The sequence below is a fragment of the Microbacterium sp. CCNWLW41 genome, assembly GCF_037083505.1.
On record NZ_JBAOJP010000002.1, the window covers coordinates 324,180 to 350,380 of the forward strand.

The 26,201-nt window shown below is 71.3% G+C and carries 21 protein-coding genes; 12 read left to right on the forward strand and 9 right to left on the reverse strand.

Features of this window, described 5'->3' with window-relative positions; genetic code table 11:
• Window positions 1-1,188 carry an exo-beta-N-acetylmuramidase NamZ family protein gene (locus V6R91_RS09320; RefSeq protein ID WP_336395249.1) on the reverse strand — a complete coding sequence of 396 codons (1,188 nt, stop codon included), beginning with the start codon at window positions 1,186-1,188 and terminating at the stop codon, window positions 1-3.
• A 188-nt stretch (window positions 1,189-1,376) separates the two neighbouring features.
• Here V6R91_RS09320 and V6R91_RS09325 point away from each other — a divergent pair, with 188 nt between their 5' ends.
• From V6R91_RS09325 to V6R91_RS09345, 5 genes are read left to right on the forward strand one after another with little or no spacing between them, the layout of a single operon-like run.
• Window positions 1,377-2,336, forward strand: a complete 960-nt coding sequence (locus V6R91_RS09325; RefSeq protein ID WP_271060385.1) for a GNAT family N-acetyltransferase — start codon at window positions 1,377-1,379, stop codon at window positions 2,334-2,336.
• A gap of 33 nt (window positions 2,337-2,369) precedes the next feature.
• Window positions 2,370-3,680 carry an extracellular solute-binding protein gene (locus tag V6R91_RS09330; RefSeq protein WP_271060386.1) on the forward strand — a complete coding sequence of 437 codons (1,311 nt, stop codon included), beginning with the start codon at window positions 2,370-2,372 and terminating at the stop codon, window positions 3,678-3,680.
• A 57-nt stretch (window positions 3,681-3,737) separates the two neighbouring features.
• Window positions 3,738-4,709, forward strand: coding sequence for a carbohydrate ABC transporter permease (locus tag V6R91_RS09335; protein WP_271062681.1), 972 nt, complete (start codon window positions 3,738-3,740; stop codon window positions 4,707-4,709).
• A complete protein-coding gene (locus V6R91_RS09340) occupies window positions 4,706-5,593 on the forward strand; it encodes a carbohydrate ABC transporter permease (RefSeq protein ID WP_067246197.1) in 888 nt (295 codons plus the stop codon). Before V6R91_RS09335 ends, V6R91_RS09340 begins: the two co-directional genes overlap by 4 nt.
• Window positions 5,590-6,312: a PIG-L deacetylase family protein gene (locus V6R91_RS09345; RefSeq protein ID WP_271062680.1), complete on the forward strand. Its 723-nt coding sequence runs from the start codon at window positions 5,590-5,592 to the stop codon at window positions 6,310-6,312. The genes V6R91_RS09340 and V6R91_RS09345 overlap by 4 nt, the downstream gene beginning before the upstream one ends.
• A gap of 79 nt (window positions 6,313-6,391) precedes the next feature.
• Here the strand turns inward: V6R91_RS09345 and trxA are convergent, their stop codons facing one another.
• The 5 genes from trxA to V6R91_RS09370 form a co-directional block, all read right to left on the reverse strand.
• The gene (gene trxA / locus V6R91_RS09350) at window positions 6,392-6,715 is read right to left on the reverse strand and encodes a thioredoxin (protein ID WP_067246191.1); all 324 of its coding nucleotides are present in this window, start codon (window positions 6,713-6,715) and stop codon (window positions 6,392-6,394) included.
• An 85-nt stretch (window positions 6,716-6,800) separates the two neighbouring features.
• Window positions 6,801-7,775, reverse strand: coding sequence for a thioredoxin-disulfide reductase (gene trxB, locus V6R91_RS09355; protein WP_271062679.1), 975 nt, complete (start codon window positions 7,773-7,775; stop codon window positions 6,801-6,803).
• 104 nt (window positions 7,776-7,879) lie between these two features.
• Window positions 7,880-8,533 carry an IMPACT family protein gene (locus V6R91_RS09360; RefSeq protein WP_336395250.1) on the reverse strand — a complete coding sequence of 218 codons (654 nt, stop codon included), beginning with the start codon at window positions 8,531-8,533 and terminating at the stop codon, window positions 7,880-7,882.
• 6 nt (window positions 8,534-8,539) lie between these two features.
• Window positions 8,540-10,156 carry a murein biosynthesis integral membrane protein MurJ gene (gene murJ / locus V6R91_RS09365; protein WP_336395251.1) on the reverse strand — a complete coding sequence of 539 codons (1,617 nt, stop codon included), beginning with the start codon at window positions 10,154-10,156 and terminating at the stop codon, window positions 8,540-8,542.
• Window positions 10,149-12,404 carry a DUF6049 family protein gene (locus tag V6R91_RS09370; RefSeq protein ID WP_336395252.1) on the reverse strand — a complete coding sequence of 752 codons (2,256 nt, stop codon included), beginning with the start codon at window positions 12,402-12,404 and terminating at the stop codon, window positions 10,149-10,151. The genes murJ and V6R91_RS09370 overlap by 8 nt, the downstream gene beginning before the upstream one ends.
• 274 nt (window positions 12,405-12,678) lie before the next feature.
• Here V6R91_RS09370 and V6R91_RS09375 point away from each other — a divergent pair, with 274 nt between their 5' ends.
• Both V6R91_RS09375 and V6R91_RS09380 read left to right on the forward strand, forming a co-directional pair.
• Window positions 12,679-14,274 (forward strand): class I SAM-dependent methyltransferase, encoded by a 1,596-nt coding sequence (locus V6R91_RS09375; RefSeq protein ID WP_336395524.1) that lies wholly within the window; start codon window positions 12,679-12,681, stop codon window positions 14,272-14,274.
• A gap of 300 nt (window positions 14,275-14,574) precedes the next feature.
• Window positions 14,575-15,630 carry an LLM class flavin-dependent oxidoreductase gene (locus V6R91_RS09380; RefSeq protein WP_336395253.1) on the forward strand — a complete coding sequence of 352 codons (1,056 nt, stop codon included), beginning with the start codon at window positions 14,575-14,577 and terminating at the stop codon, window positions 15,628-15,630.
• 154 nt (window positions 15,631-15,784) lie between these two features.
• On the opposite strand, the gene V6R91_RS09385 is transcribed toward V6R91_RS09380, so the two are convergent.
• Window positions 15,785-17,617: an alkaline phosphatase family protein gene (locus V6R91_RS09385; protein WP_336395254.1), complete on the reverse strand. Its 1,833-nt coding sequence runs from the start codon at window positions 17,615-17,617 to the stop codon at window positions 15,785-15,787.
• 204 nt (window positions 17,618-17,821) lie between these two features.
• Here V6R91_RS09385 and V6R91_RS09390 point away from each other — a divergent pair, with 204 nt between their 5' ends.
• From V6R91_RS09390 to V6R91_RS09405, 4 genes are all read left to right on the forward strand, one after another.
• The gene (locus tag V6R91_RS09390) at window positions 17,822-19,366 is read left to right on the forward strand and encodes a helix-turn-helix transcriptional regulator (protein ID WP_336395255.1); all 1,545 of its coding nucleotides are present in this window, start codon (window positions 17,822-17,824) and stop codon (window positions 19,364-19,366) included.
• Between the two features lie 155 nt (window positions 19,367-19,521).
• Complete coding sequence (locus V6R91_RS09395; protein WP_336395256.1) at window positions 19,522-20,409, forward strand: polysaccharide deacetylase family protein; 888 nt, start codon at window positions 19,522-19,524, stop codon at window positions 20,407-20,409.
• Window positions 20,410-20,456: 47 nt separating this feature from the next.
• The gene (locus tag V6R91_RS09400; RefSeq protein WP_336395257.1) at window positions 20,457-20,756 is read left to right on the forward strand and encodes a hypothetical protein; all 300 of its coding nucleotides are present in this window, start codon (window positions 20,457-20,459) and stop codon (window positions 20,754-20,756) included.
• A 44-nt stretch (window positions 20,757-20,800) separates the two neighbouring features.
• Window positions 20,801-22,228: a CCA tRNA nucleotidyltransferase gene (locus V6R91_RS09405; protein ID WP_336395258.1), complete on the forward strand. Its 1,428-nt coding sequence runs from the start codon at window positions 20,801-20,803 to the stop codon at window positions 22,226-22,228.
• Window positions 22,229-22,383: 155 nt separating this feature from the next.
• Here the strand turns inward: V6R91_RS09405 and V6R91_RS09410 are convergent, their stop codons facing one another.
• Both V6R91_RS09410 and V6R91_RS36365 read right to left on the reverse strand, forming a co-directional pair.
• Window positions 22,384-23,514: a hypothetical protein gene (locus V6R91_RS09410; protein ID WP_336395259.1), complete on the reverse strand. Its 1,131-nt coding sequence runs from the start codon at window positions 23,512-23,514 to the stop codon at window positions 22,384-22,386.
• Window positions 23,511-23,963, reverse strand: coding sequence for a PadR family transcriptional regulator (locus tag V6R91_RS36365; protein WP_442928109.1), 453 nt, complete (start codon window positions 23,961-23,963; stop codon window positions 23,511-23,513). The genes V6R91_RS09410 and V6R91_RS36365 overlap by 4 nt, the downstream gene beginning before the upstream one ends.
• Before the next feature lie 530 nt (window positions 23,964-24,493).
• Between V6R91_RS36365 and V6R91_RS09420 the strand changes: the two genes are divergently transcribed.
• Entirely contained in the window at window positions 24,494-26,152 is a 1,659-nt protein-coding gene (locus V6R91_RS09420; RefSeq protein WP_336395260.1) for an ABC transporter substrate-binding protein, read from the forward strand.
• The last annotated feature ends 49 nt before the right edge of the window (window positions 26,153-26,201 follow it).

Consider the following 26,201-nt stretch of genomic DNA (forward strand, 5'->3'; position numbering starts at 1 on the left):
TCAGCGCTCGTAGATCAGCACGTCCTCGGCGTAGTGGTCCACGGTCGGACGGGTGCGCAGATCGAGCGCGTCGAACGAGGCCGAGCCGTCCAGGGCCCGACGCAGTTCCGGCGACCCCCAGAGGCGGTCGAGGGCGAATCCGGAGTCCCCGGGGTCGATCCTCTCCCCGGCGCCGAGGCTGGATGTCTGTTCCGGAGCGGTCTCGTGGGCGATCTCGAGGAGCGCGACGGCCGTGGCCACGGGATCGAACGCGTACCGGTCGACGAGGTGGAGCTGGACGCCGCGGACCGTCTCCCCGGCGTATTTGTGGAAGGTCGGCTGGAACCAGGCGTCGCGCACGAGGACGCCGGGAAGGTCGCGCCCGCGGGCGGCGGCCGCGAAACGCTCATCGAGGAAGGGCGCCCCGAGGAGCTGGAAGGGAAGGGTGGTTCCCCGTCCCTCGCTCAGGGTCGTCCCCTCGAACAGTCCCGTGCCGGCGAACGCGAACGCCGTGTCGAGCGTCGGCATGTTGGGTGACGGCGGGACCCAGGGCAGCCCGGTGGCGGCGAAGTCGCGGGCGGGATCCCAGCCCTCCATCGACACGACGTCGAGGTCGAGCTCCAGGCCCTCTGCGGCGAGATCCCGCGCGAGGAACAGCCGGGCGAGCTCACCGGCGGTGAGCCCGTGCCGCTGCGGGACGTCGACGCGCCCGACGAAGCTGGCATAGGCCGGATCGGTGATCCCCGGCCCGCTGACCACCGCGCCGCCGAGCGGATTGGGGCGATCGAGGACGGTGAAGCGGATCCCGAGGCGCGCGGCCGTGCGCATCGCGTCATACATGGTCCAGACATAGGTGTAGAAGCGCACGCCGATGTCCTGCATGTCGAACACCAGCGCGTCGACGCCGGAGGACGCGACGATCTCATCGAGTCGGTCGTCGTCGGCGAGGTAGGTATCGCTGAGGGGGAGGCCGGTCCCGGGATCGTGGTCATCGTCCGTGCTCTCCCCGGCCTGGACGGCGCCGCTGAGCCCATGCTCGGGGCCGAAGAGGTGCACGAGGGGGACGCCCGCGCGTGCGAGGGCGTCGACGCTGCGGGAGAGGTCGGGCATCGTGCCGGTGAAGTTCGTGAGCAGCCCGATGCGCGCGCCGCTCAGCCGCTCGGGCTGAGCGGCGACGATCTCGGCGCCGGTCCTGGTCCGCGGCATCATCGCCATCCTCTCGGTGCTCGGGGACGGCGGAGCGCTGCCGTCGATCCGCCCCCTTTCTAGCAGGAACGGGCCCCGTTTGGTAATTCATTTACGTGATCCGCGCCTGAAAGAAAAATTCTTGACACTCCCACATATCGGAATGTAGTTTCGTGACCATCGTGACGACGTCGCTCGATGCAGGAGATTTCATGGACGCAATCCTTCGTACCTTCCGAGCCGGGGACGGCCCCGCGCTCGCCGATGCGTGGACCCGCTCGGCCCCCGGAGACGGGGTGACCTATGACCGGTTCCGCGACCTCGTGCTGTTGGATCGGAACTTCGATCCGCACGGGCTCCTCGTCGCCGAGAAGAACGGGCGCCTCATTGGCGCCGTGTACGCCGTGCGCCGCCTCATCGCGGCGGAGGGCGCCGACCTGGAGCCCGACTCGGGGTGGATCCCGTTCTTCTTCGTCGTCCCGGAGGCACGGCGCGCGGGCATCGCCCGGGCGTTGATGACCCGGGCGCTGCAGTGGCTGCGCGAGCAGGGCGTCTCTCGCGTCTTCTTCTCGTCGTACACGCCGAACTACTTCCTCCCGGGACTCGACGAGGAGCGGTACCCCGAGGCGGCCGCCTTCCTCCGCACGATGGGCTTCGAGACCCAGTACCGCGCCGTCGCCATGGACCGGACGCTCAACGACTACGCGATGCCGGAGGGCGTGCGGGAGCGGATCGAGCGCCTGCGCGGCGAGGGGTGGCGGTTCTTCTCGCCCGAGGGCGACGACCTCGTCGACCTCATCGACATCGCCGGCTCCCGGTTCAACGCCGATTGGTCGCGCGGCATCCGCGAGGGCGTCCTCGGCGGACAGGCCCTCGAACGGATCATGGTGTGCCGCGATCCCGAGGGCACGATGCTCGGCTGGGCCATGCACGGCACCTACGAGAACGTCCTCGAGCGTTTCGGGCCGTTCGGGGTGCTCCCGGAGAGCCGGGGCAACGGTCTCGGCGAGATCCTCCTGCACCTGACGCTGGAGCGCATGCGCGCGCTCGGCGCACACAGCGCGTGGTTCCTCTGGACCGACGAGGAATCCCCGGCCGGTCGCCTCTACCTCAAGACCGGATTCTCCGTGACGCGGACGTTCACGATCATGCACACGACCCTGGACGCCTGAGTCCCCCGCACTGCACCCCTGAGAGGAATACCCATGAAGACGAAGGCCTTTCGCCGGCTCGGACGAACGACGAAGACCGTCGCGATCGTCGGTGCGGCGGCCGTGGCGCTCGCCGGATGCACCGGCGCGGGCGGGGGAGACTCCGCCGACGGCGTCGTGAAGCTCACGTTCCTGAGCCACTACGGCAGCGAGCCGTTCAAGAGCGGCATCGGAGCGCTCATCGACCAGTGGAACGAGGAGAACCCGAAGATCCAGGTCGTCTCGCAGGCGGTGAACTTCGACGAGCTGCTCACGACGCTCAACGTCCGCCAGACCGGCGGCCGCGGCGCGGACGTCTTCAGCTCCTACTCGCTGTGGGGAGGCCAGCTGGCGAAGAACAACGTGCTCGCGGAGCCCCCGGCGGACGTGGCGAAGGACATCGAGACGAACTACAGCCAGGCCGCCCTGGACTCCGTCACGACCGGCGACGGCGAGATCCTCGGCTACCCGACGGAGTTCAACACCTACGCGCTCTTCTACAACAAGAAGCTCTTGCAGGAGGCCGGCTACGACGCGCCTCCGGCGTCCTGGGACGAGCTGAAGGCGGCGGCCGAGGCCACCACCAAGAAGGACGGGTCCGGCAACGTGACGGTCCAGGGGCTCTCGGTGATCCAGGACGGGGACAACCACACCGTGCATCCCTTCCTCTCGCTGCTGGACGCGGCCGGAGGGGAGTTCCTCGCGGCCGACGGCTCCTCGGCCATGGACGACTCCGCCGAGCAGACGATGGCCCTCGAGGCGGAGCTGGCCGCATCGGGCGCCACGGACACGTCGATCATGCCGACGAAGGCCTTCCCGACCGGCGGCGTGGCCATGGCGATCCAGGCGGGATGGTGGATCGGAAGCCTCAAGAACTCCATGGGCGACGACTACGCCAACGTCGGGGTCGCTCCCGTGCCCGGGCCGAAGGCCGGCGACACCGGCTCCCTCGCCTACAGCTTCTTCACCGGCGTGAACTCCGGCAGCAAGCACCAGAAGGAGGCATGGGAGTTCCTTTCCTGGCTGAACTCGCACCAGACCGACGCCGGCGTCACCGGGCTCGGGACGTTCCTCGCCGACCAGGGGCTGATCCCGCCGCGCAAGGACGACGCGGCCACCCTCGGTCCGGAGTTCCTCGCGAAGGACCCGAACCTGAAGGCCGTGTACGACGCGGCCGACTACGCGATGGCCGAGTCCAACGCGCCGAACGCGTACGAGGCGAAGACGTCGACCAACGTGGCCCTCAACGAGATCCTCGTGAACGGCGCCGATGCGGCGAAGACCTTCTCGAAGCTCGTCGCGGAGATCGACGCGCAGGTCAAGTGACCCCTCGGTGGCGGGGGCAGCGGCCCCCGCCACCGGCACGACCCACGGAGAGACCCGATGGCCAACACCACCCTGATGGTGCCGACGCCGGCGGCGGCGGAGCGCGAGCTCGCCGGGCCCGGCGGCGCACCCTCCCGCCGCACTCGGCGGTTCCGGCGGGAGGCGCGCGCCGGGTACCTGTTCCTGGCGCCCTCCCTGCTGTTCTTCACCGTCTTCCTGATCCTGCCGACGTTCTTCGCGATCTTCCTGTCGGTGTCGAACTGGGGCGGGTTCGACCTCACGACGATCGAGTTCATCGGGCTCCAGAACTACGCCGACATCCTGAACCTCGACGGCACGTTCGTGATGCCGATCCTCGTCAACACGTTCGTGTTCGCGTTCCTCGCCGTGATCCTGGCCGTGGGCGGCTCCCTCGTCGTGGCCCAGCTGATCGAACGGCTCAAGCTCCAGGGCTTCTGGCGGTTCCTCTACTTCCTCCCGGTCGTGGCGACCGTCGTCGCCATCGGCAACGTCTGGAAGATGCTGTACCAGCCGGCGGGGCTCATCAACGCGGTGCTCAACGCGCTCGGCGTCAACTCGATCGGCTTCCTGTCGGATCCGTCGATCGCCCTTCCTGCCGTGGCGGTCGTGCAGGCGTGGGCCTCGATCGGATCGGCCGTGCTGATCCTCACCGCCGGCATCAAGGCGATCGACCGCAACATGTACGAGGCCGCCGAGCTCGACGGCGCGGGCAGCTGGCGGACGTTCTGGAGCATCACCCTGCCGCTGCTGCGGCCCTCGCTGGTGTTCGTGTTCATCACGCAGTGCATCGCGGGGCTCCAGTCCTTCGCGCTCATCATCGTGATGACCAAGGACGGCGGACCGGCCAACGCCACCAACGTCGCCGCGTTCGAGATGTACCAGCAGGCGTTCAAGTTCGGCGCCTGGGGGACGGCCAGCGCCATGGCGATGGTGCTGTTCCTCATCATCTTCATCATCACGCTGCTCCAGCTCTGGATCAGCCGTCGCGGCGGAGGAGACGACGAATGAGCCGATCGCGCAGCAGGCGGCACCCGTTCCCCTGGATCTCGTACCTCGTCGTCGCCATCGGCGGCGTGCTCATGGTCATCCCGTTCCTGGACACGGTGTTCAGCTCGCTCAAGGGGCCGGGCGAGTACGGGATCTTCCCCTACCGCTTCCTCCCGGAGGTCTGGACGTGGGACAACTACGCCAGCGCGGTGGAGCAGCTCCAGCTCGGCAAGCTCTTCCTCAACAGCGTCGTGGTGACGCTGGTGGTCACCGTCTCCGTGCTCATCACCTCGGCGATGGCCGGCTACGCCCTCGCCAAGCTGCGCTTCCGCGGGCGGGACGTCATCTTCCGGTTCGTGCTGGCGACGATGATGCTGCCGCCGTTCCTGCTGCTGATCCCGGACTTCCTCATCATGCTGAACTGGCCGCTCGTCGGCGGGAACAACATCCTCGGGCAGGGCGGCGAGGGCGGCATGACGAACAACATCGTCTCCCTGATGCTGCCGTTCCTCGTCAGCGGCTTCGGCATCTTCCTCATGCGCCAGTTCATGCTGAGCGTGCCCAACGAGATGCTGGAGGCGGCCCGGATCGACGGCGCGGGGGAGTGGCGGCTGTTCGCGAGCATCATCCTGCCGCAGACGAAGCCGGTCGCGATCACGCTCGGCCTCATCACGTTCGTCGGCCAGTGGAACGAGTACATCTGGTCCTCGCTGATCGCGTCGAGCAACCCCGACCTGATGACGCTCCCGGTCGGCATCCAGATGCTGCAGAGCTTCATCGACCCGAACCGGACGATGCCCATCGTGATGGCGGGCATCGTGATCAGCACCCTCCCGGTGCTGGTGGTGTTCCTCTTCCTGCAGAAGTACTACGTCCGCGGCATCATGCTCAGCGGCCTGAAATGACGACCCCCGACCACGGAGAAACGGAGCAGAACATGGGCAGGACGGTGCTGGCGATCGGCGGGCACATCGGCGACATGGACCTGACGGCGGGACCCACCCTCGCCAAGATGGTCCAGGAGGGGGATCGGGCGATCATCCTGGCGTGCACGTACGGAGAGCGCGGGCACCCGACCGTCGCCCCGGAGGAGTATCGGACGCAGAAGGTCGCCGAGGGCGAGGCGTTCGCGGCCGGCATCGGCGCGGAGTTCCGGGTTCTGGACTACTCGGACGGGTTCCTCCCCGACGACGACAGCGCCGCCGAGCAGATCGCCGACATCATCCGTCAGGAGAAGCCGGAGATCGTCATCACGCACTGGAAGCACTCGATCCACCGCGACCACGAGCGCGCGGCGATCCTCGCCGAGCGCGCCCGGTTCCTGGCCTCGCTCCCGGTGGGGAGCCCCTACGGCCGGCACGGGGTGTCGCAGATCCTGCACGCCGACAACTGGGAGGACGCCGAGGGGTTCGTCCCGAACCTGTACGTCGACATCCCGGACGCGGCCTACGAGGCGTGGCGCGCGGCGATCCAGGGCCAGGCCTTCGCGCGGGGCGAGACCTACGGGTTCCGCTACATCGACTACTACAGCGCGCTGATGCTCGCGAAGGGGTGCCTGGCGGGGACGACGCGTGCCTGCGGGTTCGTCCGCGCGAACGACCACGCGGAGCTGGCCGGGCCCTGACCCCCGCCGAACGCCGAAGGACCCCGTCTCCGCGGAGACGGGGTCCTTTCGGACGTGGCGGCCCGGAGGCCGACGCGGGTCAGGCCAGGAAGTCGGCCAGGTCCTTCTCCAGCGCGAACTTCGGCTTCGCGCCGATGATGGTCGTCTTGACCTCGCCGCCGTGGAAGACCTTCATCGCCGGGATCGAGGTGATCTGGTACTTCATCGCCAGCTCCGGGTTCTCGTCCACGTTGAGCTTGAGGATGGTGATCTTCTCGGGGTTCTCGGCCTGGATCTCGTCGAGGACGGGCGCGACCATGCGGCACGGCCCGCACCACGCGGCCCAGAAGTCGACGAGGACGGGGCCTTCGGCCTGAAGCACGTCCTGCTCCCAGGTCGCCTGGCTGGTTGCCTTGGCACTCATGGTTTCTCCTTGTTCGAGGTTCGCTCGGTTGCTGAGTCCTGTCGAAGCATCCCAACAGCCGTCGGGGGGAAGTTGTTCCCCGGGGTCAGGCGACGATGATCTCCGCGGCCTCGGCGGCGGGCACCTCGACTGAGGCGTCGTCCAGGTCGGCGAGGAAGTGCTCGGCGTCCAGCGCGGAGACCGTCCCCGAGCCGGCAGCGGTGGCCGCCTGGCGATAGGTGGGGTCGATCACGTCGCCGGCCGCGAAGACACCGGGAACGGAGGTGCGCGAGGAGCGTCCGTCCACCCAGATCGTCCCCTCGGGGGTGAGCTCGAGCTTGCCGTGCACGAGGTGCGTGCGCGGGTCGTTGCCGATCGCGATGAACAGGCCGTCCAGCTCCAGCTCGCTCGTGGTGCCGTCGACCGTGTTGCGCAGCCGTACCCCGGTGGTCTCTGTCTCGCCGAGGATCTGCTCGACCTCGCTGTTCCAGACGAACTCGATCTTCTCGTTCGCGAACGCGCGCTCCTGCATGATCTTCGAGGCGCGCAGGGTGTCCTTGCGGTGGATCACGTAGACCTTGTCGGCGAAGCGGGTGAGGAACGTCGCCTCCTCCATCGCCGAGTCGCCGCCGCCGACCACGGCGATGGTCTTCTGGCGGAAGAAGAAGCCGTCGCAGGTGGCGCACCAGGACACACCGTGCCCGGACAGGCGCTCTTCGCCCTCGACGCCGAGCTTGCGGTAGGCGGAGCCGGTCGCGTAGATGACGGTGCGGGCCTCGTGCGTCGTGCCGCTGCCGAGCACGACCTTCTTCACCGGGCCGTCCAGCTCCAGCTCCACGACGTCGTCGTAGACGACCTCGGTGCCGAACTTCTCCGCCTGCTCCTGCAGCTTGGCCATCAGGTCCGGACCCTGGATCCCCTCGGGGAAGCCGGGGAAGTTCTCGACCTCGGTGGTCTTCATCAGCTCGCCGCCGACCTCGACGGTGCTGGCGATCAGCAGGGGCTTCAGATCCGCCCTCGCGGCGTAGATGGCGGCCGTGAACCCGGCGGGGCCGGAGCCGATGATGATGACCTGGCGCATTGCTTCTCCTCGTGTTCACTGAGCCTGAACACATGGTAGCCGCGCGGCATTCCAGACCGCTGTGGACGCCGGGGCGCGTACCCGAGCAGAGGGGCCGGCGGGGCTCAGCGCGTGGGGACGTCGACCACCCGGTCCTCGCCGAGCACGGGGGTCAGGGCGCCCGCCGAGGCGGCGGCGAGGTCGGCGGCGAGCAGCTCCAGATGCTCGGGCGGCACCCACAGCTCGAACCGGGCCGCGGCCGCGTAGGCGGGGTCGGCGAGGGCGGCGCCGTGCGCGCCCGCCCAGTCGCGGAGCAGGTTGTCGATCCGCCCCGCGTCGGCGTGCGGGACCTCGATCACCGCCTGGCGGAGGAGCCGGCGATGGACCAGGCGGGCCTCGTCGAGCGCAGCGGAGACCGCGGACGAGTAGGCGCGCACGAGTCCGCCCGCTCCCAGCTTGACCCCGCCGAAGTACCGGGTGACGATCGCCACCACGTCGGTCAGGCCGCGGCGGCGGAGCACCTCCATCATCGGCACCCCGGCCGTGCCCGAGGGCTCGCCGTCGTCCGTCGAGCGGGCCTGGTCGCCGAGCACGCCGATCACCATCGCGACGCAGTGATGACGAGCGTCCCAGTGGCGGCGGCGGACGCCGGCGATCACCTCCTCCGCCTCCGGCACGGAGCCGACCGGGGCGACGTGGGCGAGGAACCGCGACTTCCTCTCCACCAGCTCGCGGGTCACCGGAGCCGCGATGGTGTCGGGGTAGGCGCGATCGGACATCGCCGATCAGCGACCGGGGAGGAACCGCGAGACGAGACCGCGGGCGGCGGCCAGCTCCGGGGCGCGCATCACGGCGAGGACGACGACGTACACCGCGAGGACGACGACGCCCACGATCCCCGCGCCGATCGCGCCGAGAAGCTGGCTGCCCATGGTCCAGCCGGCCGTGCCCCCGAGAAGGAGGAAGACGCCCCAGCCGGCGGCGGCCGCCGGCACGGCGGCCACGGCGAAGCGCAGGAGGGCGAAGCACCACTGCGCGGTGTGGATCCCGCCGAGTCGGCGGTGCAGCAGCCAGGTCGCGATGATCGTCTGGACGGTCCCCGAGATCGACTGCCCCAGGGCGATCGTGGCCGCAAGGGCCTCGAGCGGGATCACGTCGAGCTGCAGGAGCAGCTGTGCGATGAGCGCCGTGCCGACGATGAGCACGCACTGGAAGATGGTGAAGAAGAACGGCGTACGCGTGTCCCCATAGGCGTAGAACGTGCGCTGGACGATGAACAGAACGGCCAGCGGGATGAGCCCGACGAGGTAGGCGACGAGCACCAGCGCTGCCTCGACCGCGTCCGTGTCGAAGGCGACGAAGATCCGAGAGGCCGGGACGGAGGCGGCGAAGACGGCCGCCATGGCGCCGACGAGGAAGAGGCCCAGCGTCCGGATGCTCCGGGAGATGTCGGAGCGGACCTCCTCGTCACGGCCGGCGGCGGCGTGCTCGCTGAGCTGGGTGAAGTAGGGCGTCCCGATGGAGTGCACGATCACGGAGTACGGGAGCATGAAGATCAGCCAGGCGTTGAGCATGACCTGAACCGCCGGGCCGGCCCCGGACGCGTCCATCGCGATCCGGTGCTGGATGATGCCGGCGGTGAGGCTGGCGAGCGCCATGAGGATCGTCCAGCCTGCCAGGCGTCCGATGTTGCCGAGCCCCACGCCGCGCCAGCGGAAGTCGGGCCGCAGCGCGAGGCGGGTGCGCGGCCAGAAGACGAAGAGGATGAGCGCCTGCACGGCGATCCCGAGGGTCGCGGTCGCCCCCAGCCAGGCGATGCGGTCCGGCGACCAGTCGTCGACCTGCTCCAGCGGACCGCCGAACATCGCGGCTATGGCGAGGAAGCCGGCGATGGAAACGACGTTGTTGGCGACGGGAGCCCACGTGAACGGCCCGAAGATCCGCCGTGCGTTCAGGGTCTCCCCGACGAGCGCATACAGCCCGTAGAAGAAGATCTGCGGGATGCACCAGTAGGAGAAGGCGATCGCGAGCGCCTGCTGCTCGGCGGTCTTCTCTCCCATCGTGAGCCACACAAGGGCGGGCGCGACGAGCATCGCGATCCCCGTCGCAGCCACGAGCACCACGGTGCCCAGGGTGAACAGCTTCGAGATGAAGGCGTTGCCGCGGTCGGCGTGGGTGGTCGCCTGCACGATCTGCGGGACGATCACTGCGGTGAGCACGCCGACGGAGATCAGGGAGAAGACGTCGTTCGGGAGCTGGTTCGCCACGCCGAACGCGTCGGCCGCCTCGGAGGCGTTCGCGCCGATGACGCCGACGAGGACGATGGTGCGCAGCAGCCCCGTGACGCGCGACACGATCGTGCCCGCGGCCAGGACGGCGCTCGCGCGGCCGAGACTACTCATTGTTCTCCGTGTCGTCCTTCTCGTTCTCCGCGGCGTCGGCCTGCGGGACGCCGTCCGGACCATCCGATCCGGTACCGCCCTCGGCCGCGTCCTCCGAGGATGCGACGGCGGCCTTGCGTCGCCGCAGCACGGTGCGGACGATCCCGCCGCCGATGAGCAGCACGGCGACGGCGCCGAGGATCACGAGACCGATGTTCTCCCACTCGGCGCGCACGGTGAGCCGGGCCACCTGGGCGTCGCCGATCGGAACCCCGGTCGGGCTCGTCAGCGTCATCCGGAGGTCGACCTCGCCGCTCGCCACCCGCGCCTCGACGGGGATGGTGAGCCGGGTCGTCCCGTCGGGCTGGCCGGTCACGTCCGTGAAGCGCTGCACGTCGAGGCGGGCGTCGCTGGGCTCGGCCTCCAAGCGGACCGACACGGGGTACGGCAGATCGTTGCGCAGCCACACGGGGACGTCGACGGCGGCGCTGATGAGGATGGGGTTGGACGGCTGCAGCCCGACCGCGTCGAGGGTCTCCCGGGTGTCGTCGCGCTGGGCGGCCAGGGCGTCGGCGAAGTCGGCCTCGCCGCGGTTCCTGCCGACGGCGAGCAGGCGCAGCACCGAGATCCGCTGCCGCACCGTGAGCTGGCGAGGATCCTCCAGCACGGTGGCGAACGCCGCGACGCGCTCCTCGTCCTGCAGCAGGGTGCTCACCGCGCCGGCGCGGTCGGCGGCCGGGGCGGAGACGACGGTCAGCGCCGTGGCGGGACTCGCGAGCAGCTCTCCCAGCGACGCCGGGCGTCCGCCGGACAGGGTCGTCACCGCGTCGCGCAGGCCCTCGGCAGAACGCCGGTCGGCCCGGTCCAGGCCCGCGAGCACCGGCGAGGCCGAGTCCGCGAACCAGAGCAGCGCCACGGCCTCGGTCAGTGGCGCGTCGCGGCGGAGCGCATCCGCCTCGCCCGCGGCACGGCTCAGGGCGTCCGCGACGGCGGCGTCCGACACCAGGACGGGGGCGCCGTCCACCTCGCCCCGGGCGGGGACGGGGGCCTGCGCCTCCCCCCGACCGAACGAGGTGGACGGAAGGATGCTGACGGTCGGGTCATCGGTCGCCGCCGCGGAGGTCCGGTACCGCGACAGCGTCGCCACGTCCGCGGCGGAGACCTCGCCGCGGGGCCAGAGCAGGTCGTCGCGGGTCGCGCCCACGTCGACGAGCTCCGCGAGGTCGGGCAGCTCCGGCGTCGCGGCGGTCGGGGAGGGGGCCGGCGTGGGTGTCGGCGACGGGGTGGACGACGGGGTGGCGGTGGCGTCCGCCCCGGGACCGGTGGGCGCGAAGTCCTGGGGGCGGAGGAGGGGCTCGAGCGTGTCGACGCCGAGCGGGGTCTCCAGTCCGGCGGAGGCCTGCGCCGCGGTGTCCGCATCCCCGAACCGCAGCGGGAAGCGCTCGTTGGGCAGCGTCTCCAGGCGCGTCAGCCACGCCGTCGCTGTGGCCGGCGCGGTCGAGCCGAGGGCGCGGATCGAGGCCGGGATCGCGGGATCCACCGCGAGGATCGCCGAGGTGCCGGCGACACCGTCCAGGAGCGTGGACAGCGCGCCGTCCGGAGCCGTGAGGGCGGTCAGCTCCTCCGCGTCCAGCAGCGCGCCCCGGGCCGAGGCGGTGACCGGCACGGCGACCGCGACCGAGGGGGCGGGGCCGCGCGGGACGACGAGGACGCTGACGGCCGACACCGGAGCGGGAGAGGGGGCGTCCGCCGCAGCGGCGGGTGCGGAGAACGTGGCGCGGATGGGGTACACGCCGGGTGCCAGGGCGCCGACGTCGGCGGCCGGGACGACGACCGTGACCGTGCTCGTCTCCTCGGCGTCCACCGGGGTGGTGGCGCCCTCGCCGAGCGGCGAGAGCGCCGCCGCGGCGTCCTCACCGGACAGCCAGGACTGCACGGCGGACCGATCGCCGAGCGCGGTGCGCCCGATCTCCAGCCGGACGCGTCCGGCGCCGAGCGCCGTGTCGTCGGCGTTGTCGATCGCGATCGTCGCGCCCAACGGCGCCCCGGGCCCGTACGTGCCGTGCGCCTCGGGGACGAGCGTGATGCCCAGGCCGGCGGGCTCGGGCGTCGGGGTGGGCGTCGGCGTCGCGAACGCCGCATCGGGCGCGGTCACGGCGACGGCCGCTCCGACGATCAGGGCCACCGCGGTCACCACGGCACGGGTCGCCCGGCGCACCCGTGACGCCGGCATGGCGCGCGGGGGCGTCGGGGAGGGTGTGGAGGTCATGGGGTGTCCGTCGGGCGTCCGGGGGAGGACGCGGTGAGTCCTGGCCCTGTGATTCTAGGCGGCGAGGCGGAGCGATCCCTGGAACCGGTGATCGCCGGGGGCGCCCGGCCCGATCCGCACATCCGGTCCCGTTCTGCACAGGTCCTCGGCGGATGCGTGTGCGGATCGGGTCGACGTGTGCGGATCGGGGTCATCGGATCCCACCGACCACCCGGGACCATCCGCGTAGAGTGACGCCGTGCCTCCCCACCTCGACCCGCGACCCGACGCCCGGATGTGCGCGGCGCTCGCCGCCGACCTCGACGCCGCCGACCTGCGCTCCGAGTCCCTCCGGGCCGCCTGGGGCGACGACGCCGACGACGCCCTGGCACGTGGCATCCGATCCCCGCTGCTGCACGCGATCGCGCACCGGACGGATCCGCTCGCCACCCTCGGGCGCCTCTTCGTCGTGGGTCTGCCGCAGCCCGTCGCGGACGTGGCGGCCGCCCTCCCGACGGTCGGGATCGACGGGATCGAGGCGCTCGGGCTCGCCGCCCGCGACGGCGACGTCGTCGCACCGGCGGCACTGATCCGACCCCAGTCCTTCGTCGACGCCGACGGCGTGGGGGAGTGGTGGATCGCGAGCGACCTGGACGAGGTCGCGCTGGGCGGGCCGCTTCCGCCGGACCACGTGCTGGGGGTCGGCGGGGCGTCCCGGACGCTCGCGTCGCTCGTCATGCCGGAGCAGGTCGACCGTGCGCTCGACCTCGGCACGGGCTGCGGGATCCAGGCGCTTCTCGTCTCACGGCACGCCGGACACGTCGTCGCCACGGACATCTCCGCGCGGGCGCTGGCGTACGCGGAGCTGAACGCCCGGCTGGCGGGCGTCGAGAACATCGAGTTCCGCTTCGGCAGCATGTTCGCCCCGGTCGCCGGGGAGTCCTTCGGGCTCATCGTCTCGAACCCGCCGTTCGTCATCACGCCCCGGGCCGAGGGCGTCCCGGCCTACGAGTACCGGGACGGCGGGCTCGTCGGCGACGCGCTGGTGGAGGGCTTCATCCGTGAGGCGCCGGCCCATCTGGCCCCCGGCGGCGCGGCGCAGCTCCTCGGGAACTGGGAGACCCGCTCCGGCGTGGACGGCCTCGAGCGTGTCCGCTCCTGGATCCCCGACGACCTCGACGCGTGGGTGATCGAGCGCGAGCGGCTGACGCCCCTCGGTTACGCCGAGCTGTGGATCCGGGACGGCGGCACCACCCCGCGCGATGGCGGGTTCGAGCCGTTGCTGGAGGCGTGGCTGGATGACTTCGCCGAGCGCGACGTCACGGCGGTGGGCTTCGGCTACGTCCTGCTCCGCCGGCCGTCCGGGCTCGATCTGCCGACCACGGATCGGGAGTCGTCCGGCGCGGGGGTTCCCCGCGGGGCGGCGGATCCGGAGTCGACCCGCACGGCGTCGACCGTCGCGGAACGCGGTGGCGACGCGAGTGACGGTGGCGGCGGGCGGCTGCGTCGGTTCGAGCGGATCGAGCAGGCGGTCTCGGGCGTCGGCACGGCGCTGCGGCAGGGCCTGCGCGCCCACGACCTCCTGGCCGGCGGGATCCCGCCCCGGCTCGTCGCGGCGCCCGACGTCACCGAGGCGCGCCACCATCTTCCGGGGCAGGAGGCGCCCAGCGTCATCGAGCTGCGCCAGGGCGGCGGCTTCGGACGGACCGTGGCGGTGGACCCGGCGCTCGCGGGATTCGTCGGGGCGTGCGACGGCGAGCTGACGGTCGGCCAGATCGTCCAGGCGCTCGCGGACCTCTTCGAGGTGCCGCTGGACGCCCTCTGGGCCGACATGCGGCCCCGCATCCGCGACCTCGTCATCGACGGCTTCCTCATCCCCGCCCTCACCTGACCCTCGCCCGTCCCTCGCCGGGTTTCGGGCCCCCTCGCGCGGTTTCGGGGTCCGTCGCGCGGTTTCGGGGCCGGTTCCGGGGAGATCCGGCCCCACCGACCGCCCCAATCCCCCGGACCTCGCCCCAACCCCGGATCCCGCCCCACCTCGCGCCATTCCGGGTTCGGGGTCCGATCTGGGGTGGATCGGCCTCGGGAACCGCCCCGAACCCCCGGATCCCGCCCCGAACCCCGGCAGAGGGGGGAGGGGGGAGGGGAGGGGGGGGGAATGCGGGGGTGGATCCATACGTTCGCATAGATCATGAAGGCTTTCGGATTCCTCTCGTTCGGGCACTACGCGAACGTGCCCGGATCGGTCACCCGTACCGCCGGGGAGATGCTCAAGCAGACGATCGAGATCGCGCAGGGGGCCGACGAGATCGGCGTCAACGGGGCCTACGTCCGCGTGCATCACTTCGCCCGACAGGCGGCGTCCCCGATGCCGCTGCTGTCCGCGATGGCCGCGACGACCTCACGCATCGAGGTCGGCACGGGCGTCATCGACATGCGGTACGAGAACCCGCTGCAGTTCGCGGAGGAGGCGGCGGCGCTGGACCTCATCGCCGACGGGCGGATCGCGCTGGGCGTCAGCCGGGGGTCACCCGAGACCGCGCTGCGCGGCTACGAGGCGTTCGGCTACACCGGGGCGGAGGACCCACGTGGAGCGGATCTGGCGCGCGAGAAGTTCGACCTGTTCCTGGAGGCGATCGACGGCGCCGGTGTGGCTCCGGGTGATCCGCGCATGGTGGGCGAGGGGCGATACCTGCCGGTCGAGCCGCGATCGGCGACGCTCCGGGACCACGTCTGGTGGGGATCCGGCTCCCGCGCCACCGCGGAGGACACCGGCCGACGCGGGCTGAACATGATGAGCTCGACCCTCCTGACCGAGGCGACCGGCGTGCCGTTCCACGAGCTGCAGCGCGAGCAGATCGACCTGTTCCGCGCGGCGTATCGCGAGGCCGGGCACACCGGCGCGCCGCGGGTGTCGGTGAGCCGCAGCGTCTTCCCGCTCGTGGACGACCGCGACCGCGCCTACTTCGGCCTGCGGTCGGAGGAGAACCACGACCAGATCGGAATCATCGACGGCTATCGGTCGACCTTCGGCAAGACCTACGCCGCCGAGCCGGACGTCCTGATCTCGCAGCTGAAGCAGGACGAGGCCGTGATGGCCGCGGACACGCTGATGCTCACGATCCCGAACCAGCTCGGTCCCGAGTACAACCTGCACGTGCTGCAGGCCTTCGCCGAGCACGTCGCACCGGCACTGGGCTGGAAGTCGAACACCGAGGGCCCGGTCCAGGGCGACCCGATCACCTGACGACCGACCGCGTGAGAACAGGCGAACGCGCGAGCTCAGGCAATCTCATGTGCTTTCTGCCTGAACTCGCGCGTCCGCCTGATCTGGCGACCCGGATCCAGCGACCCGGATCTGGCGACCCGGATCCAGCGACCCGGATCCGCGTCCGGCCGGGTCAGCCGGCGTCATCCTCCCCGGGAGGACCGAACAGTCCGCGCCCGTGCTTGTGCAGCAGGTTGTACGCGTCCATGAAGGTCTGCGGCGCCTCGTCGTCCGGCAGGCCGTACCGGGCCAGGAGCAGCCCGAGCAGCCCGTGCGCGGGCGGCGTGAGGGGTTTGTCCTTGTGGGCGTGCGCGGGGTGCGGCGGCGTCTCCTCCGGGTTCGGAGGGGTGAACGACGGGCGGGTCTCCGGCCAGTCCGCCGGATGCCGGGGCTTGTCGAGGTTGATGACGCTGAACAGGTCGTTCGCCGTCGCGTCGCGCCGGGTCAGGGGCTTGAGCCCGTGCAGGCGGTTGAGCGTGGCGATCACCGAGCCGTGGTGCATCTCGTCGTTGATGACCGTGCCGCGACGCGTGTAGGCCGAGACCGCGATCGCGGGCACGCGGCAGCCGAGCCGGTCGAACTCGAAGCCCATCTCGCCCTTGCCGGAGTCGTCCGGCGGGGTGGCGGTCGGCGGGGCGACGTGGTCATAGGTCCCGCCGTGCTCGTCGAACGTGATCAGCAGGAGGGTGTTGACCGCGTTGGATCCGTTCGGCGTCTTGCTCTCCTTGATCGCCGTGTAGATGTCGTGGATGAGCTCGTCCCCGGCGCGCACGTCCGAGTGGGCGCTGTTGATGATCTCCGACCCGTCGACCTCGCTCGCGTGCAGGTGGCCGAACGGCGGGTGGAAGTCGTTGTGGTTGTAGACCATCCTCGGCTCGATGAACGCGTAGGCGGGCAGCTCCCCGTGCTCGGCGTCGGCGTAGAAGTCGTCCATGGTCCCGAAGTGCTCGGTGCGCCAGAACTTCTCCAGGACCGGCGCGTGCAGCACACCCGTGAACGAGACCATCTGCAGCTCGTCGAAGTAGATCTTCCAGCTGATCCCGGCGTCCTCCAGCCGGTTGAAGATCGTCGGTGCGGGATGGGCGTCGAGCCACTTGTTGTAGCCGCCGCCGTGCTTGTTCGTCACGAAGCCGTGCGAGGTCGATGCGTGGAAGAAGGAGCGGTTGCAGAACGTCTGGGAGGGCACCGCGCAGAACCAGGCGTCGAACACCGCGAACTCGCGCGCGAGGGTCGACAGGGTGGGGAGCATCTCGGGGGAGAAGGACCCCATGATGCGCGACACCTCCTCCAGGGACGGCGCCTTGCCCTTCTTCAGCCGCATGAAGTTGACGAGGTAGTCGGTGACGAAGCCGCTCATGGTCGGCTGCTGCCCGGCGTCGGGCGCGTTGTACGGCGCCTGCATGCTCTCGACGTACAGCTCCGCGTTGCCGGCGGGGTTGATCGTGTTGAAGATCTGTGTGTTGACGTGGGGGAACTCCTCGCCCGGATCCGGATCCGGGTAGGTCATGATGGTGTCCGTGGGCCCCTCGTAGACGTGCGCGTCGATGCGCTGCCCGTCGAGCTCGTTGTAGTACTCGCCGAACGCGAGGCCGTCGAACTGCTGCCCCTCGGGAAGGTTCTCCTTGGAGTAGAGGTAGCCGAGGAGGTTGTCGAACGACCGGTTCTCGCCCATCACCACGACGATGTGGTCGAAGCCGGGCGCGTGCCGCGGAGCGAGGGCGCCGTAGTCGTTCGCCGCCTCCGCGAAGCCCTCCTTCTGCCCGAGGGCGAACCCGATGGACGCGCCGGCGCCGCCGCCGAGGATCGCGCCGGCGGCGGCGGTTCCGCCCAGGCGCAGGAAGTCGCGTCGGGAGGTCCGGGACCCGGACGCCTCCGACGCCCCGTCCGCGTCCCCGTCGCCGGTGCCCTCCGGATCGCTCCGCTTCCCGCTCCTGCGCGCCGATTCACCGGTATTTCGCCTCACCATGCCCTGATCCTAATGACGGTCGCGGCCACCGTTCGGTGATGCGCGACCGGGCCGGTCCCGCCCCCGGGGTCCTGCCGCGCCGCGCACCGGGGATCTACGGGGAATCCCCTAGGAGAAAGGCCGTACGAGCACGTCCGTAGCCCTGCGCGGCGGAGCGCTCATAGAATCGCGGGAACCGCTGGGGGGCGGAAGGGGAACGAAGGGATGGATCGCGCCGTTCACGTGATCGACGCACTCCAGCGGATCGGGCGACCGGTCGCACCGCACGTCGCGGGGGCCATGGCCGAGCTCGGTGAGATGTCGGCGGGCGATGCCGCCGAGATGTCCAATGCGCTGACGCCGGGACAGCTGACGGGCATGGAGGCGCTGCCGCTCGTGCTGCCCGCCCCCGCATCGGTGCGGGCACGGTATGCGCCGATGCTCGAGGCCGTGGGCGCGGCGGGACGACACCTGCTGCTGACGGCCGCGCTGTCCACGACGGATCGGATCGAGGTCGTCCTGGGGGCGTCGGGCATCGACGCCTCGGTGATGCTGGCGCCGGGGATGAGCCGGCTCCTGGAATGGGACGACGGGCGGATGCGGTTCACCTCCGCCGGGGCGCGCGCCGCGGTGCTGGCCGCGGCACCGAACGCCGCGGAGGTCCATGCGGCCCTCGCCCGAGCGCTGCGACAGCGCGGCGAACGCAGCCGGGCGGCCTGGCACGCGTGCCACTCGTCCTCCGCCGACGAGTCCACGCAGCGCGAGCTCGCCCGCTTCGGCGAGCAGCTGCTCGCCGCCGGGTCGGTCCACGGCGCCCTGGAGTGCGGACGGCTGCTGACCCGACGCGGCGGCGGCGCCCTGCGCGCCCGGGGCCATCACCTCTTCGCGCGGGCGGCGCTGGCCCTCGGCTGCTTCGCGGACGCCCGCTCCGGTTTCGTCCGCGTCCTGCAGGATCCGTCCGCCGCGCCGCTGCATGCGGAGGCGGCGGCGGGGCGCGCAGCCGCGGAGGACTTCCTGCACGGCGTCCGCGCGGACCCGCCGGTGCTCGCCCAGATCGGCGCTCAGGTGGTGGGCCTGCGCGCGGCCTCGGTCACCGCGTCCGACCACGTCATCATCTCCGGGATCGAGGAGATCGTCGCGGCCTGGACGACCGACCGCGACGAGGTCGACGCGATCCACACGCGGCTCATGCTCGCGGCGATGGGATCCCGCCCTGCCTGGCCGTGGCGGGTCGAGCCGGGGCCGTTGTCCCCGCTCGTGGACGCGTACCTGAGGGGGCAGCACACGGGGTTCCTGCTGCACACGGGCGACTTCGCCGGCGCCGCGGCGGCTCTGCGGGAGTCGCTCCGCCGCCTGCCGATGACCCATCTGGCCGGCGGCATCACGGCCAGCGCCGTGCGGCTGCTGCGGGATCACGCCCCGGATCTGTCGTCCGGCTTCGCCGAGGTGCTCGGCGAAGTGCGTCCCGCCACGGTCCTGGACTTCTCGATCCAGGACGACCTCCCGGGTCCGCGGACGAGTGCGGTGGCACGCAAGGAGCTGCTCATCCCGACGACCCCGTCGCTGCGGAGCGCCCTCACCCCGCGGCAGTGGGACGTGGCGGTCCTCGTGGCGGAAGGGCGGACCAACCGCGCGATCGGCGACGCGCTGGGCATCTCGGACCGGACGGTGGAGGTGCACCTCGGGCGGGTCTATAACTCCCTCGGCGTGCGCTCCCGCGCCGAACTGGTCGCGCTTCTCCTGTCGCGCCGCGCGCGTGGCGTCTCCTAGCCGGAGGTCCGGCCCTCTACGGGGTTTCCCGCACGCCGCGGTGCGCGGAAGCCGCGGGATCGTGCGCGTGCGCCGGGCGGGTGCGCACGCGCACCGCCGGGCCCCCTACCGTGGCCCGCGACGGGCCGAGGACCCCGTCGGAGCGAGGAGGACGGATGGCCGCCGGGAGGATCGGGGGAGCGCGTGGCGCGGACGCTCCCGTCTCGTCCGGACGACGGGCCTTCCTCGGCGCCTCGGTGTCGGCGCTGGCGCTGCTCGCCGCCGGGTGCGCACCGCATCTCGTCGAGCCCGCGGCGCCCCGGCCCTCCGCCACGCCGCGCGCGACCGCCCCGGCGTCCAGCGCCCCCGAGGCCGTCGTGCCGTCGCCGCCCACCCCGCCGCCGCCCCCGTCGGCTCCTGCGCTCGACCGCGTCCCGGCGCCGCACGAGGCCTTCACCGCGCTGCCCGGAGAGGGGAGTCTGCTCGCCTGGACGGTGGACGACGGATCCGACTCCGCGGTGGTGCGCGCCTACGCCGAGTTCGCCGCGACGACCGGCACCCGGCTCACCCTGTTCGTGACCGGTTCCTATGCGTCCTGGGCCGACAACGTCGACGTCCTCGCGCCCTTGGTGGGCACCGGCCAGGTGCAGCTGGCGAACCACACCTGGAGTCACCCCGACCTGCAGACCCTCTCCGATCAGGGCATCCGCGATGAGCTGCAACGCACGCACGACCGCATCGGCGAGCTGTACGGGGTGGACGCCCGCCCGTTCTACCGGCCGCCGTACGGCTTCCACGACGCGCGCGTCCGTGCGGCGGCGGCCTCGATCGGGTACACCGCTCCCGCCCTCTGGTACGGCTCCCTCGCGGACTCGGGGCTGATTCCGGCAGAGGAGATCGTCCGGCTCGCACACGAGTGGTTCCTGCCGCAACACATCGTGATCGGCCACCTCAACCACGCGCCGGTGACGACCGTGTTCCCCCAGCTCGCGCAGGTCATCGCGGATCGGGGCCTCACGACCGTGACGCTGCACGACGTGTTCCACAGCGAGCAGCACCCCTGAGGCCCCCGCTCTCGTCGCCCGCGCGCCGGATCGATAGCCTGGGAGGCATGACGGGCCCCACCGACTACTCCACCCAGGCGCGCGTGCGGCGGATCAACGAGGACTTCGCCCGTCGGCGGTCCCGGTTCTTCCTCGGCTTCGCGATCGTCGAAGGACTGCTGCTCGCCGCCGCCGTCGTGGCGGTGTACGTCCTGGAGGTCGTCGACCCGGATCAGGGGTTCTGGATCATCGCGGCGGTCGCGGCGCTCGGCGCCATGGTGATGGCGGGGTGGATCGTGTCCTCGACCCGCGCGCAGCAGCAGGCGATCCGCGACGTCGGGGGGACGATCGGGCCGCCCGCCGCCTAGTCCCCGCACCGGGGGCCAGGCCCCCGCCCGGTACCCTGGAACCCATGCTCAACATGGCCGAGGGACTCGCACGACTGGGCGGGCTCGCCGAGGATCCGGTCGTCCGCACCCTCGCCGCCGCGTTCGACGAGGCGGGCTTCGCGCTCGCCGTCGTGGGCGGTCCCGTGCGCGACGCGCTGCTCGGGCGGGACACCCACGACCTGGACTTCACCACCGACGCGCGACCGGACGAGATCCTGCGCATCGTCACCCCCGTCTCCACCGCGCAGTGGGACATCGGTCGCGAGTTCGGCACCATCGGGGCGCGTGTGCAGGGCGAGCAGGTGGAGATCACCACCTACCGCGCCGACAGCTACGACGGGACCACGCGCAAGCCCGCCGTGGAGTTCGGCGACACGATCGAGGGCGACCTCGTCCGGCGCGACTTCACGGTGAACGCCATGGCCCTGCGCGTGCCGGCGGTCACGCTGGTCGATCCGACCGGAGGCGTCGAGGATCTCGTGGCCGGGGTGCTGCGCACGCCCAGCGATCCCGAGGTGAGCTTCGGCGACGATCCGCTCCGCATGCTCCGCGCGGCGCGGTTCTGCGCTCAGCTGGGCTTCGACATCGAGGAGGGCACGCTCGCCGCCGTCGCGCGGCTGCGGGAGAGCCTGCGAATCGTGAGCCCCGAGCGGATCCAGAGCGAGCTCATGCGCCTGCTGCAGACGGATGATCCCGTCCGCGGCATCCGTGTGCTCGTCGACACCGGGCTGATCGAGGAGTTCCTCCCGGAGGTGCCCGCGCTGCGGCTCGAGGTGGACGAGCACCACCACCACAAGGACGTCTACGAGCACTCGCTGACGGCGTTGAACCAGGCGATCGCCCTGGAGCGCTCGCGGCACCCGGGCGCGCCGGCCGACGCGACGCTGCGCCTGGCGGTGCTGCTGCACGACATCGGCAAGCCCCGCACGCGCAAGCTCGAGCCCGGCGGCGCCGTCACCTTCCACCACCACGACGTGGTCGGGGCGCGGATGGCGCGCAAGCGGCTCCAGGCGCTCCGCTTCGACAAGGAGACGACCGACGCGGTCGCTGCGCTCATCGAACTGCACCTGCGCTTCTTCGGGTACGCGGAGGGCGCGTGGACCGACTCGGCCGTGCGCCGCTACGTCCGCGACGCGGGCGCACAGCTCGAGCGTCTGCACATCCTCACCCGCGCCGACGTGACCACGCGCAATCGGCGCAAGGCCGCCCGGCTCGCCGCCGCCTACGACGACATCGAGGCGCGGATCGTGGCCCTGCGCGAGCAGGAGGAGCTCGACGCCATCCGCCCCGAGCTCGACGGCAACGACATCCAACGCATCCTCGGCATCGCTCCGGGCCGTGAGGTGGGGGAGGCGTACCGCTTCCTCCTCGATCTGCGGCTGGACGAGGGCGTCGTCGGTCCCGAGGAGGCCGAGAAGCGCCTGCGCGAGTGGTGGGCTGTCCGGGGCTGATCCGCCGAGACTCCGCTCGCTGCTGTCGTCCGCGAACGGCTTGACGGGCCGTCACTCCTCACCGGAGTCGTCCTCGTCGCTGTCGGGTCGGGCCGCCGGGCGCAGGGCCTGCTCGACGAGGTAGGTGATATCGATCGAGACGATCCGCTGCTCGCTCACGACGACGGCTCCTCGTCGCCGGGCGTCTCGCCGGGGGCGCCGTCGGTCGGGGCCGGCGTCGGCTCGGCCGTCGTCCCGGGCGTCGGCGCCGCGGTCGTGGTCGGCGTGGGGACGGGCGTCGGAGCAGGGGAGAGGAGCCCTCGCTCCGGCGCGCGCAGGTACGGCGGCTGCGGCACGCTCGTGCGGTCGAGATCGGCCGTGCCCGTGCCGGGGTCGAACGGGGCGGTGTTCAGCGGGAACGCGTTCCAGACCGGTCGGCCCTGCGCGTCGAAGAAGGGGACGAGGACGTGGTCCTCGCCGGACCATCCCCAGAACGCGCTGTCGCTCATGTCCCTGCTCTGCTCGCCGAAGAGGTTCAGCGGCGTGCCCTTGTCGGTGTAGAGCTGCGCGCCGTCGACCAGGTTCCCGTCGCGGTCGTAGACGAAGACGTTGCCCACCTGGGTGCCGTCCAGGAGCAGGCCGCCGGGGACCTGGTACTCCGCGTCGCCCGCAAAGGCGTTGTTCTCGCCGTTGACCACCATCGTGGCGAGCTGTCCCGCGGCGAAGGGGAGGACGAGGACGGCGACGACGCTCGCGACGGTGCGCAGGTGCCGGAACGCGTTCCTCGGGAGCCAGCGCCCCCGCCCCCACTGGATGCTGAGCAGCACGACCCCGAGCAGCAGCAGCCAGCTCAGGACGTGGGAGCCGAACCCGCTCTGCCCGATGAGCGTGCGCGGGCCGAACTGGACGATCCCCGCGAGCAGGGCGTACAGGCCGACTCCACGGAGCACCCACCACACGGGCCGCAGCGCGATCACCAGGTCCAGGAGCCAGGCGCCGAAACGGGACCCGCGCACCGCGGCCGCCGTCGACTCCCGCCACGCCGTCGCGCGCTCGCGCAGCCCGGGCTTCGGGGGCGCGGTGGTCCGCTCCGGGAGGCCCGCCGCCGCGCGCAGCTCCTGCGCGTACGCGACGGGGTCGCCGAGCGCGATCTCCCCGCCGCCGTCGGCGGCCTGCTCGGTGAGGTCGGCCACGAGGCCGCCGGCGAGGTCCTCGATCTCCTCCTCGCCGAGGTCGGAGAGCTCGGCGCGAACCCGCTCCGAGAAGGCGCGGATCCGGTCGGCGGCGGAGAGGGTGGTGTCGTTCATCGCTGGGCTCCCGTGTCGATGCGGTCGGGATGGTCGGCGCCGTCGCCGGCGCCGGGAACGGAGGGCCGCGGCTTCGTGATCGCCGGGGCCGCGGCGGACGGCGCCGCCGGGGGCGCCGGGGGCATCGGCGCGTGCGGTGCGAGCAGGCCCGACATCGCGACGGCGAAGTGCGTCCACGTCGTGGTCTGCTCCTCGAGCATGTGCCGGCCCTGCGGGTTGATCGCGTAGTACTTCCGGTGCGGGCCGCCGTCGGAGGGGACCACGTAGCTCGACAGGGCGCCGCCCGCGTAGAGGCGCCGGAGGGTGCCGTAGACCGAGGCGTCCCCGACGTCGCCGAGCCCCGCGTCGCGAAGACGGCGAACGATGTCGTACCCGTAGCCGTCCTCGTCCCGGACCACCGCGAGCACCGCGAGGTCCAGAACGCCCTTGAGCAACTGCGTCGTATCCATCGCCCCTCCTCCTCCGCGCCGACGGCTGCGTTGCGAGGCACACTACCACGCATCCCGCAGTAGTACACGAAACGCGAGTCCGAGGCGTCGACCCCGGTGGTCCGGGAGCGTCGTACCGGGGTACGACGCCCAAGATCGTGCCCTGGTCCGATGGATCGGAGGCGGCGAGCGGGAAACATGGAGTCATCGGGCGAGATTCGTGCCCGTCTGCATGCTTCGGCGACCGGACGGCCGCCGAAGCCCGGTGGGGCCCCTTCTCATTCCCCCCAGCGGGGGCCCCGCCGCGGAGAGAGCGCGACGTCGACGACGACTCTCCCTCCGGCTCTCTCCCCGGTGCGCGAGGCGGCGTGACCGCCGCGCGCACCGGGGCGCTCTCGTCCTCGGCGGGCACGACCGACACCACGGATCGGACCGGGTATCGCAGGAAACGGAACCGCGTGCCTAAGATGGGGCGTCCGCGCCCCGACCCCGAACGGCGCGGGTACTCGGCCGCGAGGACTGCGGTCATTGGAACAGATACAGAGGTGTATATGTCATTCCACAGCACGTCTCGGCTCGGCCGGCGAAGCCGCCTGGGCCTGGCCGTCGGGGCGCTCGGCGTCTCGGCCCTCGTCCTCGCCGGCTGCGCCACCAGCAGCACCGGCGGCGGCGGATCCGACGGGGGATCCGACGGCGGCGGGGGCGGCGAGATCGTCGTCGGCACCACCGACAAGATCACGTCGCTGGACCCGGCCGGCTCCTACGACAACGGCTCCTTCGCCGTGATGAACCAGATCTACCCGTTCCTGCTCAACAGCGAGTACGGCACGGCCGAGGTCACCCCCGACATCGCAGAGAAGGCCGAGTTCACCTCGCCGACCGAGTACACGGTGACGCTGAAGAAGGGGCTGAAGTTCGCCAACGGCAACGACCTCACCTCCAGCGATGTGAAGTTCACGTTCGACCGCATGGTGAAGATCAACGACCCGAACGGCCCGGCGTCCCTGCTGGGCAACCTCGACAGCGTCGAGACCCCGGACGACACGACCGTCGTGTTCACGCTGAAGAACGGCGACGACCAGATCTGGCCGCTCATCCTCTCCAGCCCGGCAGGGCCCATCGTCGACGAGGACGTCTTCTCCGCCGACGCCGTGACCGCCGACGACGACATCGTCAAGGGCAAGGCGTTCGCCGGCCAGTACGAGATCACCAGCTACAAGGTCAACGAGCTCATCGCCTACAAGCCCTACGCGGACTACCAGGGCAACCTCGGTGCCGCCGAGAACTCGGCGGTGAGCGTCAAGTACTACGCCGACGCCTCGAACCTGAAGCTCGCGATCGGCAACGGCGACATCGACGTGGCCTTCCGCAGCCTCTCCGCCACGGATGTGGAGGACCTGGCCAAGAACGACAAGGTCAAGGTCGTGGACGGCCCCGGCGGCGAGAGCCGTTACATCGTGTTCAACTTCAACACGATGCCGTTCGGCGCGACCACGCCCGAGGCCGACCCGGCGAAGGCGCTCGCCGTCCGCCAGGCGGCGGCGAACCTCGTGGACCGCGCGGCCCTGGCCAAGGACGTCTACAAGGACACCTACAGCCCGCTGTACTCGCCGGTCGTGGAGGGCCTGCCGGGCGCGACGGAGCCGCTCAAGGAGCTCTACGGCGACGGCAACGGCGCCCCCTCGCTCGACAAGGCGAAGGAGGTGCTGACGGCCGCTGGCGTGCAGACCCCGGTGACCCTGAACCTGCAGTACAACGGCGACCACTACGGTCCGTCCTCGGGCGACGAGTACGCCGCCGTGAAGGCGCAGCTGGAGGAGGGCGGTCTGTTCACCGTCAACCTCCAGCAGACCGAGTGGGTCAAGTACAGCGAGGACCGCACCGCCGACGTCTACCCGGCGTACCAGCTCGGCTGGTTCCCGGACTACTCCGACGCCGACAACTACCTGTCGCCGTTCTTCCTCAAGGAGAACTTCCTCGGCAACCACTACGACAACCCGGAGGTCAACGACCTCATCGTGACGTCGCAGACGGAGACCGACGAGACCAAGCGCCTGGAGGAGCTCGGAAAGATCCAGGAGCTCGTCGCGAAGGACCTCTCCACCCTGCCGCTGCTGCAGGGCAAGCAGGTCGCGATCGTCGGAGCCGACGTCCAGGGCACCACCCTCGACGCCTCGTTCAAGTTCCGCTACGCGCCGCTGACCAAGTAGCGCACCGGTGATCGGGGCACCGCCCGCGCGGCGGTGCCCCGATCCGCTC

What these genes read in the sequence shown, in the direction of transcription:
- V6R91_RS09320 (WP_336395249.1), bottom strand. Translation starts at nt 1,188, where the DNA reads ATGATGCCGCGGACCAGGACCGGCGCCGAGATCGTCGCCGCTCAGCCC.
- V6R91_RS09325 (WP_271060385.1), top strand. Translation starts at nt 1,377, where the DNA reads ATGGACGCAATCCTTCGTACCTTCCGAGCCGGGGACGGCCCCGCGCTC.
- V6R91_RS09330 (WP_271060386.1), top strand. Translation starts at nt 2,370, where the DNA reads ATGAAGACGAAGGCCTTTCGCCGGCTCGGACGAACGACGAAGACCGTC.
- V6R91_RS09335 (WP_271062681.1), top strand. Translation starts at nt 3,738, where the DNA reads ATGGCCAACACCACCCTGATGGTGCCGACGCCGGCGGCGGCGGAGCGC.
- V6R91_RS09340 (WP_067246197.1), top strand. Translation starts at nt 4,706, where the DNA reads ATGAGCCGATCGCGCAGCAGGCGGCACCCGTTCCCCTGGATCTCGTAC.
- V6R91_RS09345 (WP_271062680.1), top strand. Translation starts at nt 5,590, where the DNA reads ATGACGACCCCCGACCACGGAGAAACGGAGCAGAACATGGGCAGGACG.
- trxA (WP_067246191.1), bottom strand. Translation starts at nt 6,715, where the DNA reads ATGAGTGCCAAGGCAACCAGCCAGGCGACCTGGGAGCAGGACGTGCTT.
- trxB (WP_271062679.1), bottom strand. Translation starts at nt 7,775, where the DNA reads ATGCGCCAGGTCATCATCATCGGCTCCGGCCCCGCCGGGTTCACGGCC.
- V6R91_RS09360 (WP_336395250.1), bottom strand. Translation starts at nt 8,533, where the DNA reads ATGTCCGATCGCGCCTACCCCGACACCATCGCGGCTCCGGTGACCCGC.
- murJ (WP_336395251.1), bottom strand. Translation starts at nt 10,156, where the DNA reads ATGAGTAGTCTCGGCCGCGCGAGCGCCGTCCTGGCCGCGGGCACGATC.
- V6R91_RS09370 (WP_336395252.1), bottom strand. Translation starts at nt 12,404, where the DNA reads ATGACCTCCACACCCTCCCCGACGCCCCCGCGCGCCATGCCGGCGTCA.
- V6R91_RS09375 (WP_336395524.1), top strand. Translation starts at nt 12,679, where the DNA reads ATGTGCGCGGCGCTCGCCGCCGACCTCGACGCCGCCGACCTGCGCTCC.
- V6R91_RS09380 (WP_336395253.1), top strand. Translation starts at nt 14,575, where the DNA reads ATGAAGGCTTTCGGATTCCTCTCGTTCGGGCACTACGCGAACGTGCCC.
- V6R91_RS09385 (WP_336395254.1), bottom strand. Translation starts at nt 17,617, where the DNA reads ATGGTGAGGCGAAATACCGGTGAATCGGCGCGCAGGAGCGGGAAGCGG.
- V6R91_RS09390 (WP_336395255.1), top strand. Translation starts at nt 17,822, where the DNA reads ATGGATCGCGCCGTTCACGTGATCGACGCACTCCAGCGGATCGGGCGA.
- V6R91_RS09395 (WP_336395256.1), top strand. Translation starts at nt 19,522, where the DNA reads ATGGCCGCCGGGAGGATCGGGGGAGCGCGTGGCGCGGACGCTCCCGTC.
- V6R91_RS09400 (WP_336395257.1), top strand. Translation starts at nt 20,457, where the DNA reads ATGACGGGCCCCACCGACTACTCCACCCAGGCGCGCGTGCGGCGGATC.
- V6R91_RS09405 (WP_336395258.1), top strand. Translation starts at nt 20,801, where the DNA reads ATGCTCAACATGGCCGAGGGACTCGCACGACTGGGCGGGCTCGCCGAG.
- V6R91_RS09410 (WP_336395259.1), bottom strand. Translation starts at nt 23,514, where the DNA reads ATGAACGACACCACCCTCTCCGCCGCCGACCGGATCCGCGCCTTCTCG.
- V6R91_RS36365 (WP_442928109.1), bottom strand. Translation starts at nt 23,963, where the DNA reads ATGGATACGACGCAGTTGCTCAAGGGCGTTCTGGACCTCGCGGTGCTC.
- V6R91_RS09420 (WP_336395260.1), top strand. Translation starts at nt 24,494, where the DNA reads ATGTCATTCCACAGCACGTCTCGGCTCGGCCGGCGAAGCCGCCTGGGC.